The 20702-nt window shown below is 39.0% G+C and carries 16 protein-coding genes; 6 read left to right on the top strand and 10 right to left on the bottom strand.

The window, feature by feature from the left end; translation table 11 throughout:
* Positions 1–49: 49 nt before the first annotated feature.
* Positions 50–1897: a lysophospholipid acyltransferase family protein gene (locus IX38_RS09610; RefSeq protein WP_034704235.1), complete on the bottom strand. Its 1848-nt coding sequence runs from the start codon at positions 1895–1897 to the stop codon at positions 50–52.
* Positions 1898–1919: 22 nt separating this feature from the next.
* Positions 1920–3158, bottom strand: coding sequence for an aspartate kinase (locus IX38_RS09605; protein WP_034704232.1), 1239 nt, complete (start codon positions 3156–3158; stop codon positions 1920–1922).
* A gap of 325 nt (positions 3159–3483) precedes the next feature.
* Here IX38_RS09605 and fbp point away from each other — a divergent pair, with 325 nt between their 5' ends.
* Together fbp and IX38_RS09595 are read left to right on the top strand one after the other, a co-directional pair.
* Positions 3484–4500 carry a class 1 fructose-bisphosphatase gene (gene fbp, locus IX38_RS09600; protein WP_034704229.1) on the top strand — a complete coding sequence of 339 codons (1017 nt, stop codon included), beginning with the start codon at positions 3484–3486 and terminating at the stop codon, positions 4498–4500.
* Positions 4500–5516, top strand: coding sequence for an o-succinylbenzoate synthase (locus IX38_RS09595; protein ID WP_034704226.1), 1017 nt, complete (start codon positions 4500–4502; stop codon positions 5514–5516). Before fbp ends, IX38_RS09595 begins: the two co-directional genes overlap by 1 nt.
* On the opposite strand, the gene IX38_RS22960 is transcribed toward IX38_RS09595, so the two are convergent.
* Entirely contained in the window at positions 5517–5669 is a 153-nt protein-coding gene (locus tag IX38_RS22960; protein ID WP_165570722.1) for a hypothetical protein, read from the bottom strand. It abuts the gene before it with no gap.
* A 435-nt stretch (positions 5670–6104) separates the two neighbouring features.
* Entirely contained in the window at positions 6105–7235 is a 1131-nt protein-coding gene (locus IX38_RS09590; protein ID WP_034704224.1) for an alpha/beta hydrolase, read from the bottom strand.
* A gap of 152 nt (positions 7236–7387) precedes the next feature.
* Between IX38_RS09590 and IX38_RS09580 the strand changes: the two genes are divergently transcribed.
* The 3 genes from IX38_RS09580 to IX38_RS09570 all read left to right on the top strand — a co-directional run bounded on the left by IX38_RS09580 (position 7388) and on the right by IX38_RS09570 (position 12581).
* A complete protein-coding gene (locus IX38_RS09580) occupies positions 7388–9061 on the top strand; it encodes a glutamine--tRNA ligase/YqeY domain fusion protein (protein ID WP_034704222.1) in 1674 nt (557 codons plus the stop codon).
* A gap of 257 nt (positions 9062–9318) precedes the next feature.
* Positions 9319–10488, top strand: a complete 1170-nt coding sequence (locus IX38_RS09575) for an MFS transporter (RefSeq protein WP_084680252.1) — start codon at positions 9319–9321, stop codon at positions 10486–10488.
* Positions 10489–10550: 62 nt separating this feature from the next.
* A complete protein-coding gene (locus tag IX38_RS09570; protein WP_034704219.1) occupies positions 10551–12581 on the top strand; it encodes a TonB-dependent receptor in 2031 nt (676 codons plus the stop codon).
* A gap of 65 nt (positions 12582–12646) precedes the next feature.
* On the opposite strand, the gene IX38_RS09565 is transcribed toward IX38_RS09570, so the two are convergent.
* Complete coding sequence (locus IX38_RS09565) at positions 12647–13615, bottom strand: YpdA family putative bacillithiol disulfide reductase (RefSeq protein ID WP_034704215.1); 969 nt, start codon at positions 13613–13615, stop codon at positions 12647–12649.
* Positions 13616–13731: 116 nt separating this feature from the next.
* Between IX38_RS09565 and IX38_RS09560 the strand changes: the two genes are divergently transcribed.
* Positions 13732–14376 (top strand): hypothetical protein, encoded by a 645-nt coding sequence (locus tag IX38_RS09560; RefSeq protein ID WP_034704214.1) that lies wholly within the window; start codon positions 13732–13734, stop codon positions 14374–14376.
* Positions 14377–14432: 56 nt separating this feature from the next.
* Here IX38_RS09560 and IX38_RS09555 read toward each other — a convergent pair whose 3' ends face one another.
* The 5 genes from IX38_RS09555 to rlmB all read right to left on the bottom strand — a co-directional run bounded on the left by IX38_RS09555 (position 14433) and on the right by rlmB (position 20617).
* On the bottom strand, positions 14433–15731 hold the full coding sequence (locus tag IX38_RS09555; RefSeq protein ID WP_034704212.1) for a glycosyltransferase family 4 protein: 1299 nt from the start codon (positions 15729–15731) through the stop codon (positions 14433–14435).
* Between the two features lie 26 nt (positions 15732–15757).
* Positions 15758–18298 (bottom strand): YfhO family protein, encoded by a 2541-nt coding sequence (locus IX38_RS09550; RefSeq protein WP_034704211.1) that lies wholly within the window; start codon positions 18296–18298, stop codon positions 15758–15760.
* A 31-nt stretch (positions 18299–18329) separates the two neighbouring features.
* On the bottom strand, positions 18330–18557 hold the full coding sequence (locus IX38_RS09545; RefSeq protein WP_034704209.1) for a hypothetical protein: 228 nt from the start codon (positions 18555–18557) through the stop codon (positions 18330–18332).
* Between the two features lie 162 nt (positions 18558–18719).
* Positions 18720–19769 carry a DUF6263 family protein gene (locus IX38_RS09540; RefSeq protein ID WP_034704749.1) on the bottom strand — a complete coding sequence of 350 codons (1050 nt, stop codon included), beginning with the start codon at positions 19767–19769 and terminating at the stop codon, positions 18720–18722.
* A gap of 98 nt (positions 19770–19867) precedes the next feature.
* Positions 19868–20617: a 23S rRNA (guanosine(2251)-2'-O)-methyltransferase RlmB gene (rlmB, locus tag IX38_RS09535; protein WP_034704207.1), complete on the bottom strand. Its 750-nt coding sequence runs from the start codon at positions 20615–20617 to the stop codon at positions 19868–19870.
* Positions 20618–20702: the final 85 nt, after the last annotated feature.

The raw sequence follows: 20702 nt of genomic DNA, 5'->3' as shown, positions 1-20702 counted from the left end.
AGTTTTCTTATATGAAGCAAGTATTAACCGTACTTTTTTTAAATAAAAATTAAACCTGCTGATTTTCAGCCGAATTATTTTCCTGTTCTTTTCTGATATGGTCGCTCATCTCCTCCAATACAGGCTTTATCGTGCTTTCCGGAAGATCACTGATCCGGATGTACATCAATCCGTCGATAGCATCATTGAAGTTCGGATCTACATTGAAAGCAATCACCTTCGCATTCTGTTTGATGTATTTCTTGATCAGAACGGGTAATCTTAATTCAGGTTCAAGGTCATCAATGATCTTGTCAAGCTTATTCAGATCAGATTCCATTTCCTCGAAAAAGATATTTTTATCCCGGTCGCGAAGCTTTACCTTGTATTCATTTCTTGGTGTGATATACTGTGCAACGGCTGAATCGAAATAGTTCGAACGCATGAATTCAATCATCAGGGATTTGGAAAACTCGGAAAATTTATTGGAAATACTTACACCGCCCATCAGGAATTTATGGTCGGAATTCCTTAAACATACATGAACAATTCCTCTCCACAAAAGGAAAAGAGGAAGAGGCTTCTGCTGATATTCCTCACAGATGTAAGCACGGCCCATTTCAATCACTTTTTTGAAGAATGGATGGATGTCCTGCTCAAACTCAAATAAAGAGCTTGTGTAGAATCCCTTGATTCCATATTTCTTCATAACCTCCTTTCCTAAGGCCATTCTGTAGGCTCCGGCAAGCTTCTCCGCACTGCTGTCCCAAAGGAAAAGGTGATGATAATGCTTATCGTATTCATCCAGGTCAAACGGAAGATTGCTCCCTTCACCCACCGCACGGAAAGTGAGCTCCCTCTGGCGCCCGATTTCCCTCATGACAGAAGGAATTTCCTCATATGTTGTGAAATAAATCTCGTAATTTCCGTTACTGAACAGCATCTTGTCTGTCCCTTTCAGTCTGCTGATATCCTTAAGAATGTCTTCCTTAGGCGTTTCATCAATGATATTCTGCACGATATTTTCTTCCCTTAGCAGTGGGAATTTTATCGTTAAATTTTTAAGATTAATGCTTTGGGCCAATGATTTTCTCTTCTCATAATAAGATTTCATCATATAGACCTTACGCTTCAGAAATTCACCCAGTTCTTCAATGGTTTCCATCTCGTCCATTGCTTTTACAGTGATCGGTTTTCCTATCCTGATCCTGATTGGCTTTTCCCTGTCATTCATCATTTCAGCAGGAAGCATCAGCGTCTGCAAACTTGGATGAAGCTTGGCAACCTGGTAAAACAGTCGGCTGTTTTTAGCATGAAAATATAGAGGGACTACCGGTACTTTGGACATTCTGATAAGCTTCAGAGCCGGTTTTTCCCAGTCTTTGTCAAGGATTTCCCCGTAAGGATTATTTTTGTTCGATACTTCTCCCGCAGGAAAAATACCTACACAGCCTCCATTCTGAAGGTGTTTCAGGGTTTCCCGCATTCCCGAGGTGCTGCTGTAAGCTTCTCTTCTGCCTTCAAAAGGATTGACGGAAATTACATACGGTTCCATAGGTTTAATCTTTTCCAAAAGGAAATTCCCCATTACTTTGAAATCCGGACGTACTTCCGAAAGGATTTTGCACATTAAAATTCCGTCAATAGCTCCCAATGGATGGTTCGAAACCAGAATAAACGGTCCGGTTTTGGGAATTTTTGCGAGATCTTCTTCAAAAGCGATATAGCTTAAGTTTCTTTCTCTTACAAATGAGTCGAAAAAGTCTTTGCCTTCTTTATCTTTTAATTTATCGTATAATCTATTAACTTCATTTATTTTGGCAATACTCATCACGGCAGATGCTACCGGATTCTTTAGGAACCCGATTTTGCTTAAGCCGGAAGCTGTGATAAGATCGTTTTTCGAAATTAAACTCATATGTGTTTAGTCGCAGTTAAAATTATTGTGTTACCATTTGAACCGTATTTTTGGAAATTTGTTCCAATAATACATTTTTTTCCTGGTAAAATTGGTCAATATGATCCATCTTCGCATTTCTTACTGTGAATAAAGATACATTTTTAACCGCTTTGGTTTTAAATATTTTTTGAAGTTCATCATTAAACTCGTCAATTTTGTCGAATTTATCTTCCAGGCATAAGGCCAAAGAAATAGCAGAATTCTGCATCAGAGAGACTTTGATCTTGTATTTGGACAGATACCCGAAAATAAGACTCATATGGTCTTCTGCAATGAATGAGAAATCTCTGGTTGAAATCATTAACAAAACCTGGTTTTCTTTTAAAATATATGATTCCTGATGTTGGTTTTTATCTGAAGCCCCTACTTTAGTCCCTTCTTTGGTAGGATCTACGAAAGATTTTACATAAAAAGGAATGTCCTTTTGCTGTAGCGGCTGTAACGTTTTCGGGTGAATGACACTTGCCCCGTAGTAGGCCATTTCAATAGCTTCTTCGTAAGAAATATTGGAAAGAAGAGAAACATCGCTGAATTTTCTCGGATCTCCGGTCATAACTCCCGGAACATCTTTCCAGATGGTCATGGCCTCAGCATTAAGGCAATAGGCAAAAATAGCGGCAGAATAGTCGGAGCCCTCTCTTCCTAAAGTTACCGTAAAATTGTTATCGTCAGAACCTATGAACCCCTGTGTCACATAGCAGATATCCGTATTTAAGGTTGAAATGAATTCTTCTGTTTTCGCCCAGTCTACATTACCTTCCCTGTAAGAACTGTCGGTTTTGATATAGTCTCTGGCATCCAGCCACTGATTGGCAAACTGGATTTCGTTCAGGTATTCACTTAAGATTTTTGTAGAGATCATTTCCCCGCAGCTTACTACCTGGTCATAAACAAAGCTGTAATTAGGAGATTTATTCCTTCTTAAGAAAGAATCAATATCATCAAAAAATAGATTGATCTCGGCAAAAACGGCATGGTCTTCACTAAACAGACCTTCCGCAATCTCGATGTGTTTTCGTTTTATCTTTTCAATTTCAGTTTGATAGTTGTCCTTCTTGAAATAAAGTTCTACAACCTTTTCCAATTCATTTGTGGTCTTGCCCATTGCTGAAATAACCAGCAGACATTTGGCAAATCCCTGGCTTTGTAAAACCATGGATACATTTTTTACACTCTCGGCATCTTTCACAGATGCTCCACCAAACTTGAAAATTTTCATTAATTTGTTTAAAATAAAATTGTTAGATTAAAAATTACATGAGTTTTTTACGGATGTCAAAATTATAAATTTACAACGAGATATGAAAGAGCCCGGCCGTTGGATGGAATTAAGATTTCATTAAAATTGAGACTTGATGAATATTATCATAATTTTATTGATTTATTGTCATCAAATGGGGATTAATTAAGCCATGATAATTCTAAGCACAGATCATAGGTGATTGCGTATTGTGTTGAATAACAAAGCTTAAGGTCTTTTATAATAAAAGCTTTCTTTCTCCGATAAATTTTACGAAATTTGGGGAAAACGTAAAAAGAAAAATATGTCAAATCAACCATTACAGACTTTAGGAGAATTTCTTATTGATAAGCAGGACGATTTTCAGTATTCTACGGGAGAGTTTTCCCGTCTCCTGAGTGCAATAAGACTGGCTTCAAAAGTGGTAAACAGAGAAGTAAACAAAGCCGGGATTGTGGATATAACAGGAGCTGCCGGCAACCAGAATATTCAGGGTGAAGAACAGCAGAAGCTTGATGTGATCGCCAATGAGATTTTTATTACGGCTTTGTCTCAGAGAGAGGTTGTTTGCGGTATTGCTTCCGAGGAAAATGATGATTTTATTGATATTAAATGTGGCGAAAACGGCCACCTAAGTAAATATGTAGTATTGATTGATCCATTGGACGGATCCTCTAATATTGATGTCAATGTATCCGTAGGAACTATTTTCTCTATTTATAGAAGAGTAACAGAGCCGGGAACTCCGGTTCAGTTAGAAGATTTCCTTCAAAAAGGGATCAACCAGATCGCTGCAGGATATGTGATCTACGGTTCTTCTACCATGATCGTTTATACTACTGGAAATGGTGTGAACGGATTTACTCTGGATCCTTCATTGGGAACCTATTATCTTTCTCATCCTAATATGAAATTTCCTACGATGGGAAAAATTTATTCCATTAATGAAGGAAACTACATCAAATTTCCCCAGGGAGTTAAAAATTACCTTAAATACTGCCAGATGGAGGAGGGAGACCGCCCTTATACCTCAAGATATATTGGTTCTTTAGTGGCAGATTTCCACAGGAATATGCTGAAAGGCGGAATTTATATTTATCCTTCTTATTCCCAGGCTCCGAACGGAAAATTAAGATTGCTGTACGAATGTAATCCTATGGCATTCCTTGCAGAACAGGCCGGAGGAAAAGCGACAGACGGATTCAGAAGAATCCTTGAAGTGGAACCTACGGAACTTCACCAGAGAATACCGTTTTTCTGCGGAAGTATTCAGATGGTGGAAAAAGCGGAGGAATTTATGCGGATCGACAGTGTAAAATAATGAAAGCAAAATATTCCAGATATTTATTAGAATTTAAACGCCCGAGCGGAACGTCTCGCGGCGTTTTGCATGAAAAAGAGACCTTCATTCTCGAAGTTGAAGCAGACGGAAAAAAAGGAACAGGGGAGTGTGCTCTATTCAGGGGATTGAGTTTCGATGACAGGCCGGATTATGAAGAAAGGCTGCAATGGCTTTGTGAAAATATTAATCAGGATGATCTGTATTTAAAAGAAGAGCTGACAGAATTTCCGTCTATATGGTTCGGATACGAGCAGGCAGTCTTGAATCTGAAGCATGGAGATCATCTGTATTTTCCCAGTGAATTTACGGAAGGAGAATCTGCCATTGTCATCAATGGACTTATCTGGATGGGAGATATTCACTATATGGAAGAGCAGATCCGGGAGAAGCTTGAAAAAGGCTTTCACTGTATCAAACTTAAGATTGGTGTTGACTGGAAATCTGAGCACAGGATCCTTCAAAAACTAAGAGAGAAATTTTCAAAAGATGATCTCGAACTTCGGGTAGATGCCAATGGCGGGTTTATCATGGAAGAAGCGGAGACTGTTTTAAAGCAGCTTGCAGACCTTCATATTCATTCTATTGAGCAGCCCATAAAGGCGGGGAACTGGAATGATATGGCCTTATTGTGTTCTGAAGCCCCAATTCCCATTGCTTTGGATGAAGAACTGATAGGAATTACGGATCCTGCTAAAAAGAAAAAGATGTTAGAAACCATTAAACCGCAGTATATTATCCTTAAACCTGCATTGGTCGGCGGTTTTGCCGGTTCAGACGAATGGATTTCTCTTGCAGGGGAGCAGAATATCGGCTGGTGGATTACTTCGGCTTTGGAAAGTAACATAGGTCTCAATGCGATCGCACAATATACATTCACAAAAAAAAGTCCGATGCCGCAAGGTCTGGGCACCGGATCTCTATTTGTAAATAATTTTGCGTCTAATTTAGAACTGAACAACGAGTTGCTCTGGTTCAAAACACGTAAAGAAAATTAATTAAATTTCAGGACATACAGGGTTGTTGCTATGCTCCTCATCCCAAACTCTACAGCATCTTTTTTTTGGGTCCCAGCCTTCACAGCCTATAGGAACGATACCTCCTTTAATGACTCTCAATTCTGATTTTTTAAGTTTTTTCATGTTTTTCATAACTAAGATTTTAATTTGATTGGTATAGTAAATATCAATCTCTTTTTTTTAATATACAACTTATTTAACGTAATTAACTAAATTCACGTAAATAGGATTTATGTTTTTGCGTAAAAAATATTCTTAGCTATATGAAATAGTGAGACCACAACAAAAATACTTCCGAAACTAATAACGGAAGAATGAAACCGGTAATGCAAGTCTAAAATAGTGCTGGGATCGGATAAAATTCTGTTTAATAGATTAATGTTCATTAAATCACGTCCTCTACAAAAATTGCTTTCTTGATATATTTTACCAAGTGAGAAAGCTTGTTTTTAATTCGTTTCATGATAAAATTGGTATTTCTCTTATTCATGAAATTTACAATCTTTGTGCCATTTGAAGTAATGAACTAAACTTTAACATATAGTTCATTTAAGCATATTTTAATCTTTAAGGAATTATTGTAAAAATATTTTCACTATTTTTTAGCCTTCCTGTGATTAAATTTCTATCAATATCATGTAAATTCTGAAAAATATCTTTTTGAACCATTGAGCTGGAAAGGTATCCCCAGTGATTTCCAATCTCATATTTAAGACTGTTCAGAATATCATCCTCTACCAAAGTACAGTCGATGATAGAAACAATATCTTTCAGTTTTTCAATATCGCTTGGACCGTTTTTTCCTAATCTCGGGGTAAGAATGTTTTTCGTGAATTGTGAAATTCCCAGGATAGTATCTTTTCTGTTCAGATAAATAGAAATTCGGTTAGCCAGCAAAGGAAGCTTGATAAAGGAATCCTCAGAATCTTCGAAAACTTTGTACGTTACATCAGCATTCAGAAGCAGCACCTGGTCGATAACGCGTAGAATATTTTCTTTTTTAAGGCTGTACAGCATACTTTGCAGCACCCTGTTTCCCATAGAATGAGCCATAAGGTGTATCCTTTGATTGCAGGGGGCCAGGTCGCGGTTTGAAAAAATATCTTTTAAAAACTGGGTATAAAAATAGAACAGCCTCATCAGCGATGATCCCGAATTAATACTGGATGCCTTATCATCAAAATAAGTAAGCGGAACAATGCTGCTTGAAGCGGGCCAGCTTACAAATAAAATATGTTCTACCGGTGATGCGGGATTATCAATAAACAGTTTCTTAAGATCGATAATCGCTTTTAGTTCATCATCAAAATCATAGGCATAACCGTGAATGAAGATCAGGACATCGCTTCTTTCCTTTGTGGAAGACATGTTCTTGTACAGTTCATAGAACATTCTCTGGGTTCCTCCCAGATTATTGGCCGTTAATGCAGATTTTCTGATGCCTTTTTCACTCTGTAAAACGTCCAGAACATCCTGGTAGCCCTGTTTTTCCGGTTCGGAAAATAATTTGTAATTTAAAATATTTCGGTTGGTGTAATCTTTCTTCTTTTTGGCCGCAGCAGTTGGCTCTTGGTACGTATCAAAATCACATTTTGCGATCCTGAAATTGGGAATAGAGTATTCATCATTGGAAAATGAATCTGTTTTTTCGCCTTTGTGACGGACGATCTTACGATTGCTCAGGATATAAACTGCCATGGTCAGTAATTTTGGAAATGGTTTAGCTATTCCTAAGTTAATAAAAAATATTGAATCGTCATCAGTTGAGCAATTAAACTATCATTTCCCTAAGCCCCAAATTTTCCGTAACTTTGTCAAACTTTTTTTGCATACAATAAAAGCTAATTTAAATGGAAGAAGAAAAAAAATCACTCAATTTTATTGAGCAAATTATTGAAGATGATATGGCAAACGGTCTGAGAAAAGATCAGATCCGTTTCCGTTTTCCCCCTGAACCCAATGGATATCTGCATATAGGTCATACAAAGGCCATCTGCATCAACTTTGGTCTGGGTGAAAAATACAACGCTCCCGTAAACCTTCGTTTCGACGATACGAACCCTGAAAAAGAAGAACAGGAATTCGTAGATTCTATCAAAAAAGACGTTGAATGGCTAGGCTACAAATGGGACAAAGAACTGTATGCATCCGACTACTTCCAGCAGCTTTATGAGTGGGCTGTGCAGATGATCAAAGACGGAAAAGCCTATGTAGATGAGCAGCCATCCGAAGTGATTACGGAGCAGAGAAAGAACCCTTCAGAACCGGGAATTGAGTCGCCGTACAGATACCGTCCGGTAGAAGAATCCCTTGACCTGTTTGAAAGAATGAAGAACGGTGAATTTGAGGAAGGTTCAATGTCTCTCCGTGCTCAGATCGATATGGTTTCTCCAAATATGAACTTGCGTGATCCTGTTATGTACAGAATCCTGAAAAGACCTCACCACAGAACAGGTACAGCCTGGAAAATTTATCCAATGTATGACTGGGCACATGGTGAATCGGATTACCTGGAGCAGATTTCACACTCATTGTGTTCATTGGAGTTTGAAAACCACAGACCGCTTTATAACTGGTACCTTGAGCAGGTATACGATGAATCTAAAGTAGCCCCTAAACAGAGAGAATTCGCCAGAATGAATGTCTCTTATATGATCACGTCCAAAAGAAAACTTCAGAGACTTGTTGCCGAGAAAGCAGTGACAGGTTGGGATGATCCGAGAATGCCTACCATTTCCGGGATGAGAAGAAAAGGTTTTACCCCGGTATCAATTAAAAATTTCATTGAAAAAGTAGGGGTTGCCAAAAGAGAAAACCTGATCGAGATCCAATTGCTGGATTTCTGTGTACGTGAAGACCTCAATAAGGTGGCGAAGCGTGTAATGGCAGTGATAGACCCTGTAAAACTGGTTATTGAAAACTATCCTGAAGGTAAGGAAGAGTGGCTTGAAACTGAGAATAATCCTGAACAGGAGAATGCAGGGACAAGAGAAGTTCCTTTCTCAAGAGAATTATATATCGAAAGAGAAGATTTTAAAGAAGAGGCCAATAATAAATTCTTCAGACTGAAGTTAGGCGGAGAAGTCCGTTTAAAATCAGCATATATCATAAAGGCGGAAAGAGTAGAAAAGGATGAAAATGGCGAGATCACTACGATCTATGCTACTTATGATGAAAAGAGCAGGTCCGGAAGCGGAACCGAAGAAAGTTTAAGAAAAGTAAAAGGTACACTTCACTGGGTATCTGCCGTCCATGCCATCCCGGTAGATGTCAGAATTTATGACAAGCTGTTTACTGTTGAGCAGCCTGATGCTGAGAAAGACGTAGATTTCCTGAATTTTATCAATCCGGAATCAGTAACGACCATTAAAGGATTTGCTGAACCAGGCTTAAAGGATGTTGCTGTTGGAGAGCCGCTTCAGTTCCAGAGAATCGGGTACTTTACAAAAGACCAGGATTCTACGGATGCTAATCTGGTGTTTAACCGTACGGTAACATTGAAGGATTCTTTCAAACCGGAATAATCTTAAAAATAATTTAGTATAAAAGCGGGACTTTCCATAAGTCCTGCTTTTTTGTTTTTAGCTGAATCCTATAAACTTTTAAATATTAATCGAACTTAATCAAACACGATATTTTTAATTAAAAAATGCCTTTTGAAGGGCGTTTTGGGCTATTTTGCCTAAATTTGCAACTCACTCAAATACTTCCTCGAAATAATATTGTGAAATTAATTAGCGTATATACGGGTTCTTTCAAAGGACTCTCAGAAGAGAGCTGGATGCTGGCGATGGTCATGCTCATCAACCGTGCAGGTTCCATGGTACTTCCTTTTTTGGGAGTATACATGACCGGTTACCTCCATTTCAGTATTGAAAATTCAGGAATTATTCTGAGCTTTTTCGGGATAGGTTCCGTATTGGGCTCATGGCTTGGAGGGTTGATAACAGATAAAATCGGGGAATACCGCGTGCAGAGTTTAAGCCTTCTTCTGAGTGTACCTTTGTTCTGTTTGATTCCACTCTTTAAAACAGAAGCGGGGCTGGCCGCTATTATTCTGATCCAGAGTATCGTGAGCGAGACTTTCCGGCCTGCCAACTCGGTTGCGATCACTAAATATGCCAAACCTGAAAACATTACCAGGGCTTTTTCACTCAACCGGATGGCTGTTAATCTCGGGTTTTCCATCGGTCCTGCATTAGGAGGGATTTTATCTGCTATTTCCTATGAATTTTTATTTTTCAGTAATGCCCTGGCTGCGTTATTGGCAGGGTTGATGTATATCCGGTTCTTCGGAAAACGGAATAAACTGGCTTCATTGAAACCGGAAAAAGTAAAAGAAGCCATTGTTGTCAAAAAAGACAATTCTCCATACCGCGATGGAAAATTTTTGCTTTACTGTTTCTTCTGTATGCTTTTCTCGATCTGCTTTTTTCAGCTGTTCAGCACACTGACTATTTTTTATAAGGATACTGCACATCTGAGCCAGCAGAGTATCGGGTATATTCTCGGCTACAGCGGCTTCCTGATCGTACTGTTGGAAATGGGCTTTGTACAGATTGCCGAAAAATATTTCAGCCTGGCTTTCACGCTGTTTATAGGAACCGTATTATGCGGTATTTCCTATGCAATGCTCGCTTTTGATTATTCCATTCTCACTCTGGTTGTTTCCATGACGCTGCTGTGTATCGGTGAGATCTGGACACTTCCGTTTATCTCTACCATAACCGCTCTGCGTTCAGGAAAAAACAACAAAGGCGCTTATATGGGAATGAACGGCATATCCGTTGCCCTAGCCTTCATCATTACACCGTATGTAGGAACTATGACCGCAGACAAACTAGGCTTCAATACCCTGTGGATAGGAACCGGAGTATTGGCTGTGGGCATTGCTGCCGGGTTTTATTTTGTGATTCCCTGGATGCTTAAGAAAAGAGCAGTTAAAAGCTAAATGCCGCGTGTTTTTTAGATTACCCATAAAAAATACAATAAAACTTTGCTAGCTTTGTTGTGATGACGAGATTATTAGCATTCTTCTTTATTCTCACCGTGTCGTTTTTCTTTTCGCAGAAAAAGGATACTGCTGTTCTGATATCTGAGGTGAAAATTGATGCTTATAAGAAACCGGCTCTCCTGATGACATCTACAAAATCGGTTGCCGTTATTTCTGAAAATCTTCTGGAGCAGAATCCTCCGGAAAGGCTTATGGAAGCTGTCAATCAAATTGCAGGAACCAGAATGGAAGAGCGTTCTCCGGCCAGCTACAGGATATCCATCCGTGGAAGTACCCTGAGATCTCCTTTTGGCGTACGGAATATCAAAGTCTATCTGGATGATTTCATTTTGTCGGATGCTTCCGGGAATACTTATTTTAATATCATATCTCCAAAACTTATCGACAGGATGGAGATCTATAAAGGTCCGGAAAGTGGAGATTACGGTGCTGTAACTGGTGGAACAATACTTTTGCAAACCAGAAAGTCAGATCATCTGTCTGGCGGAATTTCTATAGGAAGTTACGGGATTTTTGAACAGAATTTTGATATTGCCCGCCAGAAAGGAAAACACTTCTTTGAGTTTTTTCAAAATTATTACCGGACAGACTCTTACCGTGAGCAGTCGGCCGTAAAGAGACAGCAAATCTATCTTAAAGACCATTTTAACTATGCTTCCAGGGCTTCACTGAATGCTGTATTATTACTTTCTGATCTGGATTATGAAACCCCCGGCGGACTCACCCTGCAACAGATGGAATCTGACAGGAAACAGGCAAGACCAGCTGGCGGCGGACTTTTGAGTGCAAAAGAACAGAATGCAGGCATCCGCAATAAAATGATTTTAGCCGGAATTTCACATGAGACTGCTATTAACTCAGGTTTTTCACACTTTATTTTAGTACAGGGTTCCTATGTGGATTTTAAAAATCCTTTCATCACAAATTTTGAAAACAGATTTGAAAGGAATTTGGCATTGAGGACCCATTTTAATTATGAAAAAAACTGGAACAAAATATCCTTAGCGTTAAGGTTAGGCTTTGAGGGCGGAAATCAAAATATTCTGGTAAAAAATTACAATAACAATAAAGGCATACCGGGTGGTCCTCAGAATTTTGATCAGTTAAAAAATAAGTCCGGCTTTTATTTTCTATCCCAAAAACTGAATTTTAATGAAAAGCTTTTTACCGATATTTCGATCAGCTTAAATTCAAATTCCTACGAATGGGAGAGAATGTATCCGGCTTCAGAAGTGGGTCGTTTGAAATTTAAAGAACAATGGCTTCCGAATCTTGGAATTACTTATCTGCTGGGAAAAGGGTTGTCCATAAGAGGGAAAATAGGAAAAGGAAATTCAGCTCCTACAAGTGAAGAAATCCGGTCTTCCAACCAGGAGTTTAATTTTAATCTTGTTCCTGAATACGGCTGGAACAAAGAGATTGGTTTCAGAAAGCAGTTTGGAAATGTTATTTTTATTGAAGGAAGTTATTTTGATTTCAGGATGAAAGATGCCATTGTACGAAGGCAAAATGAAGGTGGGCAGGAATATTTTGCCAATCAGGGGAGTATCACCCAGAAAGGAGTGGAAATTCTTTTAGAATCTAAAAATTTTAATCTTAAAAATGAAATATTCAACAGCTTCAGGTTTCGGTTTTCAGGCAGCTTCTATGATTTTAAATTCAGAAATTACAAACAGCTGGAAAATGATTTTTCAGGAAATGAGGTTACAGGAGTACCGGACACAACGGTAAACAGTTTGTTCAGTTTTGTTTTTTTTAAAAAGCTTACTGTAGACTATTCTCATTATTATATCTCAAAAATACCCCTGAATGATGCCAATTCTGTCTGGTCAAAACCAAGTCTGACAGGAAATATCCGATTCGGATTTCCAATACAGATGGATAGGGCAAAACTGAATGTACATCTGCAGGTTCAGAACCTTTACAATACAGATTACGTTGCCGGATTTGATATCAATGCCTTTGGAAACCGTTTCTATAATCCTGCTGCAAAAAGGAACTTTATCTTCGGAGCCGGCGTTGAATTTTAGCAGATTGTAATTACATCAGAATATGCAAATTGAATTCAAAATTTAAAAACCGCAGAGAGGCATCATTAATTATTCTTAGAAAGTATATTTCCAACAATCATCTCTGCATGAACGCGTGAATTCTCAATAAACCAAAGATGCGTATCCTTTCCTCCGCAGACAACCCCTGCAAGATACAAATCCGGAACATTGGTTTCCATGGTTTCAGGATGATAAAGAGGATTCAGGCAGTCGCCCTGCAGCTCTATTCCGGAATTTCTTAAAAAATCAAAATCGGGAAGATACCCGGTTAAGGCAAGAACAAAATCATTTTCGATTTCGCTGATCTGCCCGTTTTTATCTTTAAAAATGACAGAATTTTCTGTAATCTCTGCTGCTTCTGCATTAAAATAAGCTTTGATGCTTCCTTCCGCAATTCTGTTTTCGATGTCCGGTTTTACCCAGTATTTCACACTTTCCGAGATGGCAGACTGGCGGATGATCATCGTTACATCAGCTCCTTTCCTGTAGGTTTCCAGGGCTGCATCCACTGCTGAATTACTGGATCCTATCACCACTACTTTCTGTTTTGCATAAGGGTAGGGTTCCGTATAATAATGTTTCACCTTCGGAAGATTTTCTCCAGGAATATTCATCAGGTTTGGGATATCATAAAATCCTGTGGAAATAATGACATTCTTGGCCTTATAAGCTCCTTTTGAGGTTTCAATGTCAAAAACAGCTCCGGTTCTGGAAACCTGAAGAACTTTTTCATAAAGGTTTATATTGATTTCCCTGTGTCTGGCAATTCCCTGATAGTATTCCAGGGCATCCTGCCTTCCCGGTTTGGGAGCTGCGGATAGGAAGGGAATACCATCTATTTCCAGTTTTTCCGCCGAGGAGAAAAAGCGCATATACAAAGGGTAATTGTATAAGGAATTGACGATGGTTCCTTTTTCTATGACCAGATAGGTCAGGTTGTTTTTCTGAGCCTCAAGAGCACAGTTAAGGCCAATGGGGCCTCCTCCGATGATAAGGATGTCTAAGATTTCCATAATACAAATTTACTTAAAACCACTCTATTAATAGGAAAACTGACAACAGAAGTTATCTATCAGCGGTATGGTGTTGGCACCGGTTTTGGTGCTCTTTTAAATTAAAAATGATAAAGATGAAAAAGCTGATCATTCCACTAATAGCATTAACGTTGCTAACGGCCTGTAAGAAAACCCCGGAAAAACCTGTTCCCAACATCATAGATTCTATGGCGCAGGTAAAGGAGAAAAGCATTGAGACGGTAGCACAGAAGAAAAAAACGGATGAGGTAGCTGTAAAAACAGCTAATGACAAAATCCTACAGGCTTTAAAGAGCAAAGATTATAAGACTTTTGCATCATTTATTCATCCGGAAAAAGGAATTACTTTCTCGATGTACGGATTTGTAGACCCGAAAGAGGATATGCATTTTTCCAAAGCTGATTTTGAAAAATACCTATTTACAAAAACGGTGTATACATGGGGAGCACAGGATGGTTCCGGAGATCCGTATAAAGCAACGATCAATGATTATTTAACGAAATGGGTTTTCTCCAGGGACTTTACAGCGTCACAGTATTCGTTAAATAAATTCATTGCCGGAGGAAATTCCCTTAATAATCTAAAGAAAATATATCCTGGCCAGGACTTCACCGAAAATTATATAAAAGGCACCGGAAAAGACGGCGAAATGGATTGGAAAACTATCCGTTTTGTTTTTGAAGAATTTCAGGGTAAACAGTATCTGGTGGCTGTTGTCAATGACCAGTGGACGATTTAATCCTGAACTTCTTATTCTTGTCAATGTTTAAAAACCTTGACAAGAATTTTTTTAGTTTAACCTAGAATTTCAACAAGTTTTTTAGTCAAATTTTTTCTTGAGAACTGTTTAATATCCCGGGTATTTTCAGGAATATTTCCTTTTTCCCAGAACTTATATTTTTCAAGGATGAAATCCTTAACTGTTGCTGTATCTTCGTAGCTGAAATGTTTTCCCGCACCTGTTTCTGCAAGTATCCTTGAAACATCAGCTTCATGCGGACCAAAAGAAATGATCTGCTTTCCTGTAGCCAGATATTCAAATATTTTTCCGGGAATAATTCCTTTAGAAGATTCATTCGGGAAATTGGTGATCAGTAAAAGATTTGAATTTGCCATTTCTTCAACGGCTTTGTCATGAGAAATATAACCCAGATTCAGGATATGATTTTTCAGGCTTGAATTTTCTATGGATTGAAGAATCTTATCATCAATCCTTCCCGCAAATTTCAGGGTGAAATTATCTGCAAACTTTTTATTTTCCTTCACTAATTCATCAAGGACCTTCCAAAGATTTTCAGGATTCCTTAGCTGCTCAAGAACACCAATATAACTTAAAATAAAGGTTGTTTGTGGCTTTTGTTCTGCCTTCCTGAGTGGAGCCGAAGAGTCACTTTCATCAAATCCATTTGTGATGCAAACGGCATTGGCTCCTGCTTTCCTGAAATTTTCGGCATCCGTATAGCTTGTCGCCAACGTTACATCAGCCGTTTTAAAAACAGCACTTTCAAGCTGTCTGTGCTTCCTGTCCGAGTTTTTGGTAAGCTTTAAATGTTTGTAATAAGAAATTTCGGTCCACGGATCACGGAAGTCGGCAACCCATTTCAGGTCAGGAAATTTCTTTTTAAGTCCCAGCCCGATCATATGAAGAGAGTGGGGCGGCCCCGAAGTGACCACCACATCTATTTTATTTTCTTTTAAATACTGTTCTAAGAATTTGATGGAAGGCTTTACCCAGAATACCCTTGCATCCGGAATAAAGAAATTTCCCCTCACCCAGATCGAAAGCCTGGATTTCCAGCTTTGGTTTTTGCCGACATCAAACTGTCCGGCTTTGAACTTTTTATTGCTTTTATTCAGCTTTTCAGCCAGCTGATAGGGTTCCCAGATTTTGGTTTTTATGATCTCTATATTTTGCGGAACGTCTTTTAAAAGACTTTCATCGAGTAGGGGATAGTTTGGATTTTCCGGGGTATAGATCACGGGGTTCCAGCCGGATTCCGGCAGATATTTTGCAAACTTCAGCCATCTTTGAACACCAGGACCTCCCGCAGGAGGCCAGTAATAGGTGATGATCAGTATTTTTTTTTGTTCCATTAACCTTGAACAATAAACTTTAAACGTTAAACAGTTTTTTCAACAAGCTGTTCCTTTTTCTTATTTTTATTCATCCAGAAGATCCCGAATGCACTCAGCGCGATAAACAATCCGAAGCATAACAGCGACAGCCATTTACCTTTTTCAATCACTTCAGGTTCAAAGACCATTCTGATATTGTGGTTCCCGGCAGGAACATGTACAGCACGAAGAAGGTAATCTGCTTTGATGTATGGAACCTCTTTTTCATCCACAAACATTTTCCAGCCATGAGGATAGTAGATCTCAGAGAATACAGCCAGCTGGGGTGTTTTCGACTGAGATTTGAATTCCAGTTCATTCGGCTGATATTTCGTCAGATTGATAAATGCCGCAGAATCTGCCTGAACAGGCTTACCGCTGAAGTAAGATTTGTCTGATGATGCGATGACAGCTGTTTTCTTACTGTCGATTACCCCGATAGCTTTGATTTCTTCATCAGGAGTGTTCACGAATTTCAAATCGCCTACAAACCATGCGTTTCCGTTGGCTTTAGGATTAGGCATTGCCTGAGGCTTTTCCGGACCTCCCATTACCCAGTATTTTGCGTTCAGAAGATTAAGGATATTCGGTACTTTTACAGAGTCCATGACCTGGAAATATTCATTGATCACGTCATCATATCTTCTCAGCTTTACGGCATGGTAGCCTCCGATTGAAGATTTGAAATATGAGGTGTTGGTCTCACTGAATGTTCCTAAGATATTATTGAAAATTCTGTAATGGGTTTTGTCTCTCTCAGCAATAGTTTCAAGCGTTTTATTAACGTTGACATTGGCGAGAATAGATTCTAAATTAGGATTCCCCTGAACTTTTTCAGCCAGAAGATCTGAACTCTCCGTCTGGAATGGATTTTCAGCAAATACTTTGTCTACATAATTCTCATCATTCAGGTAACGTTTGTTTACCGTCCAAAGATCAAATAAACTCACTGCTCCAATGATGATCAAAGCCATATTCTGGCTCAGTTTCTTCTTCATGGTCATGAAAAGAACTGCTGCTGTTATAGCCACATAGATCAATGCTTTTATAGCATCAATTCTGAATAATTTGAATCTCTCATCAGCCAGATAATCCAACAGGAAAGGCGGGAAATATGTTTTCTCTCCATCCGTATAAAAACCAAGAAGTGATTTTCCAAAAAGAAGAAGGATAAGAAGCAGTCCTAATGTTCCGCCGCTTACATACATAAGGATTTTCTTTTTGTATTCTTCTGTTAATTTTTCATCAGTAAAGAACCTGTAGATCCCGATAATAGCAATCAGTGGGAATAATAATTCCACAACCACTAATATAGACGATGGTGCTCTGAATTTACTGTAAAAAGGAACGTAGTCGATAAAGAAGTCAGACAGCGGCATAAAGTTGCTTCCCCAGGCCAGTAAAACGGTCAGAATGGATGCTCCGAGGATCCAGTAACGGTATTTTTTCCATGCAAAGAAGAATCCTAATAAGGCAAGGAAACATACCACGGCTCCCTGGTAGGCAGGGCCTGAAGTTCCCGGCTGGTCTCCCCAGTAGGTAACCCCGTTGAAGCCTTTGGAAATTCTGTCCATTTCAGCCTGTGAGCCTACATTTTCTTGGATAAGTTCCTGAACCCTGTTCATCATTTCTTTAGCTTCAGGTTCCTGGCTTCCGCCACCCATCAGCCTTGGAATGAAAAGATTCAGAGTTTCCAGTTTTCCGTAGCTCCACATCAGGATGCTGGTTTTATCCAATCCTGATTCTCCTGAAGTATGGCTGTCATTGGTCAGGATCTGCTTTCCACGCACTGTTTCTTTGATGTATTCGGAATTGGCCATGATTCTTTGGGAATTCATTCCGACACCAATTGCGAATGAAGCAGCGATAATTCCTGATGAAATAAGAAAATGTTTCATCGGAATCTTTTTCTGGATCGCTCTTACCAGTTCGGAAAGGAATAAAAATCCTAAAGCCAAAAACAGGTAATACGTCATCTGTGGATGGTTGGCTGCAATCTGAAGCCCCATAAAAAGGGTCGTTGCAATGAACCCCCAGATGTACTGTTTCCTGATATAAACTAATATAATCCCGGCAAGAAGCGGGGCAAAATACTCAATGGTATTGACTTTACCGTTGTGTCCTGCCGCAATGATGATATAAAAATAGGTGGATAATCCGAAGAAAGTGGCGCCCAGTAAAGCGTATTTCCAGTTTCTGACGGCTACCATGCCAAGGAAGAAAAATCCTGCAAAAAGGAGGAAGAGATAATTAACCGGTCTTGGCAGGAAGTTCAGGTTGCTGTCAATCTTTTTGATGATGTCACCTTTGAACTGGCTTCCCATCTGATAAGTGGGCATTCCGCCAAACATGGAGTCACTCCAGTAGGTTTCGTTTCCGGTATCGGCTCTGTAGTCCAGAAGCTCTTTTGCGCCTCCTCTGTACTGTACGATATCATGCTGGAAAAGCTGTTTCCCTGAAAAAACAGGGGTGGAGTATAAAAATGCTAAAACTATAAATACAACTAATGAAATTGCAATATAAATTAAGTTTTTATTTTTAGCCATGTGGGTTATTATCTTTTATTTCTTGGAATTTTTACCTTTTGTCTTTACTTTCTTTTACCTCTTCATAGTCAACTGTTTCTGCATCCCAGTTGAGGTTCTGCTTATTCTTGTTCGAGCCGTGTAGATCCTGCTGCTTATTATTTTCCTTATGGTTGTCAAACCTGTAACTGTAAAAAGTCTTGAAAAAAAGCCTTTTCAGGATATTCCAGACAAAGAAAATAATGATGGCAGAGAGTACTAACTCAAGAATGTACTTCATAATTTCTAATTTAAATTCAAAGTTTAAGGTTTAAAGCTCTGAGTGTAAAAGTTCAAAATTATAATGGTTTTCTGATAGCCGCTGTCAACGATACGTAACTACTTCAAACCCTAAAATGCTCCAACTCTCAAACACTTCGGCTCTAAAACGTCTTTAATTCAATTATTTTGCAGAAGGGTTTACCATGACAGAAGATTTAGATGTGCTTTTCATAGACTGTGACTGTTTTCCGTCTGAAATAGTCTCAATCTGTGTTGTTTTTACATCGATATTCTGGTTGGTGATCCATCCTGTACTTTGGTCAAACTTAATGGTTCCGTTCTGGTCAAGCTCACTGCTAAGGCTGTGGGTGATCGGCCCCTGGGTTTTCTTTTCCGTCTTTTTAGGAATTCCTCCTGTTACAGAGACTTCTGCAGTTCCGTTTCCTACACTTTTCAATATATAGTTTGAAGTTACTTTCACACTTCCGCTTGCATCGGCATTTTCAGAAGTCGTCCATTTTTCACCGATTTTCACTCCTTTTTTAGGAATAATCGTTAAATTTTTATTAAGCTGGTCTTTCAGTACCTTTTCATTGAACGTTTCCTTAAGACTGGCTACCACGCTTGCTTTCTGATTGGCATCTTTGATTAAAGTACCTACGGCAGCGGCAACTTTAGTGTAAACAGCGTCAAAACCTGTAATAGAAACCACATTTCCTTTGGTATCCATCTTCATGTTAAGCTTGTTTCCGGTAAGCGCTTTGTTGATGTTCCAGATCATTTTAAGGTCATCTTCCTTCGGAATGGCCAGTTTGGTATCTACGATCACGGTTTTGCCCTGTGCACTTTGTGAATTTCTTTTACCCACAAGATTAAGGGTCATATCATACACATTACCTTTGATGTCATTTACGGTGAAATTCATTTCATCCGTAGATTCGCTGGTTGCTGTGATGGTTTTCCCCTGAGGATCTTCCATTGTTTTTACATCTCTCTGGTACGTGGTAAGAGGATAGGTCTTTCCTTTTTCCAGCTTAAACGTCTGTGTAAAAATACCTGCTGAGTCTTTGATCGCAGGATTTTCCGACACTTTAGCTACCGAATCGGCAGGAACTTCTACAGTCACTGTTTTTCCGGTTTTAGGATCTACTTTAGTGATGGTTGCCGTTTCTTTTTTACAAGATACAAGAGCTATGGATGAGATAAGCATTAATGCTGCTACGTTTTTCATTTGATTCTTTTTAAGTTTAAATTTTACTGATATTCCCGTTCTGTGCATCAATAACGATACCACAAAACATCACGATAAAATACTTATGTCCCGGCGGATTAAAGATTGGGTGCCGCTACGATTTTCTGTCTTACCGCTTCATACAAAATCGCTCCGCATGCTACAGAAACGTTTAACGACTGCGTTTTTCCCTCAATAGGAAGCTTTATTTTTTCGTCTGAATGATGCATCACTTCCTTAGAAATTCCAGTTTCTTCATTACCCATTACGATTGCGCAGGGCTCTGTAAAACTTACATCATAGATAAGCTTCTCCGCTTTTTCAGTGGCTGCAAATACGGAAATACCGCTCTGCTGAAGAAAATCTACCGCATGGGCAAGATTCGGTTCCTTACATATCTTGATATTGTAAAGTGCTCCCGCAGATGTTTTGATGGCATCTGAATTGATGGGTGCCCCTCCTTTTTCAGGAAGAATAATGGCATGTACGCCTACACATTCTGCCGTTCTGCAGATGGCCCCGAAGTTTCTCACATCCGTAAGCCTGTCCAGGATCAGCAGGAAAGGTGTTTTTCCTTCTTCGAATAGCTGTGGAACAAGATCCTCCACTCTGTGAAACGGAACATCTGAAATAAAAGCAACTACACCCTGGTGGTTTTTTCTTGTAAAACGGTTCAGTTTTTCAATAGGAACATAGTTGGGACGAATTTTATTTTTGGCTAAAATGGTTTTCAGCTCAGCATAAATAGGACCTTGAAGTGCATTCTGCACAAATATCTTGTCAATCGTTTTTCCCGCTTCAATTGCTTCAATTACGGGACGCAGCCCGAAAATAAAATCGTCTTTCATTGAAAATTTATTATTAATTATATGGTGAATGGTTAATTGTGAATTTTACTTTTTAAGTCAATTTTGTGTGTGAAATTCACATCCG

Source organism: Chryseobacterium luteum (assembly GCF_000737785.1).
Classification (GTDB): Bacteria; Bacteroidota; Bacteroidia; order Flavobacteriales; family Weeksellaceae; genus Chryseobacterium; species Chryseobacterium luteum.
Note: the sequence above shows the minus strand (reverse complement) of the source record. Positions and strands in the feature narration are given on the sequence as shown.

Coding starts and splice junctions, on each gene's coding strand:
- fbp (WP_034704229.1), top strand. CDS start 3,484: ATGTCAAATCAACCATTACAGACTTTAGGAGAATTTCTTATTGATAAG.
- IX38_RS09555 (WP_034704212.1), bottom strand. CDS start 15,731: ATGGAACAAAAAAAAATACTGATCATCACCTATTACTGGCCTCCTGCG.
- IX38_RS09565 (WP_034704215.1), bottom strand. CDS start 13,615: ATGGAAATCTTAGACATCCTTATCATCGGAGGAGGCCCCATTGGCCTT.
- IX38_RS09605 (WP_034704232.1), bottom strand. CDS start 3,158: ATGAAAATTTTCAAGTTTGGTGGAGCATCTGTGAAAGATGCCGAGAGT.
- IX38_RS09560 (WP_034704214.1), top strand. CDS start 13,732: ATGAAAAAGCTGATCATTCCACTAATAGCATTAACGTTGCTAACGGCC.
- IX38_RS09550 (WP_034704211.1), bottom strand. CDS start 18,298: ATGGCTAAAAATAAAAACTTAATTTATATTGCAATTTCATTAGTTGTA.
- rlmB (WP_034704207.1), bottom strand. CDS start 20,617: ATGAAAGACGATTTTATTTTCGGGCTGCGTCCCGTAATTGAAGCAATT.
- IX38_RS09590 (WP_034704224.1), bottom strand. CDS start 7,235: ATGGCAGTTTATATCCTGAGCAATCGTAAGATCGTCCGTCACAAAGGC.
- IX38_RS09575 (WP_084680252.1), top strand. CDS start 9,319: ATGCTGGCGATGGTCATGCTCATCAACCGTGCAGGTTCCATGGTACTT.
- IX38_RS09570 (WP_034704219.1), top strand. CDS start 10,551: ATGACGAGATTATTAGCATTCTTCTTTATTCTCACCGTGTCGTTTTTC.
- IX38_RS09595 (WP_034704226.1), top strand. CDS start 4,500: ATGAAAGCAAAATATTCCAGATATTTATTAGAATTTAAACGCCCGAGC.
- IX38_RS09580 (WP_034704222.1), top strand. CDS start 7,388: ATGGAAGAAGAAAAAAAATCACTCAATTTTATTGAGCAAATTATTGAA.
- IX38_RS09610 (WP_034704235.1), bottom strand. CDS start 1,897: ATGAGTTTAATTTCGAAAAACGATCTTATCACAGCTTCCGGCTTAAGC.
- IX38_RS09540 (WP_034704749.1), bottom strand. CDS start 19,769: ATGAAAAACGTAGCAGCATTAATGCTTATCTCATCCATAGCTCTTGTA.
- IX38_RS22960 (WP_165570722.1), bottom strand. CDS start 5,669: ATGAAAAACATGAAAAAACTTAAAAAATCAGAATTGAGAGTCATTAAA.
- IX38_RS09545 (WP_034704209.1), bottom strand. CDS start 18,557: ATGAAGTACATTCTTGAGTTAGTACTCTCTGCCATCATTATTTTCTTT.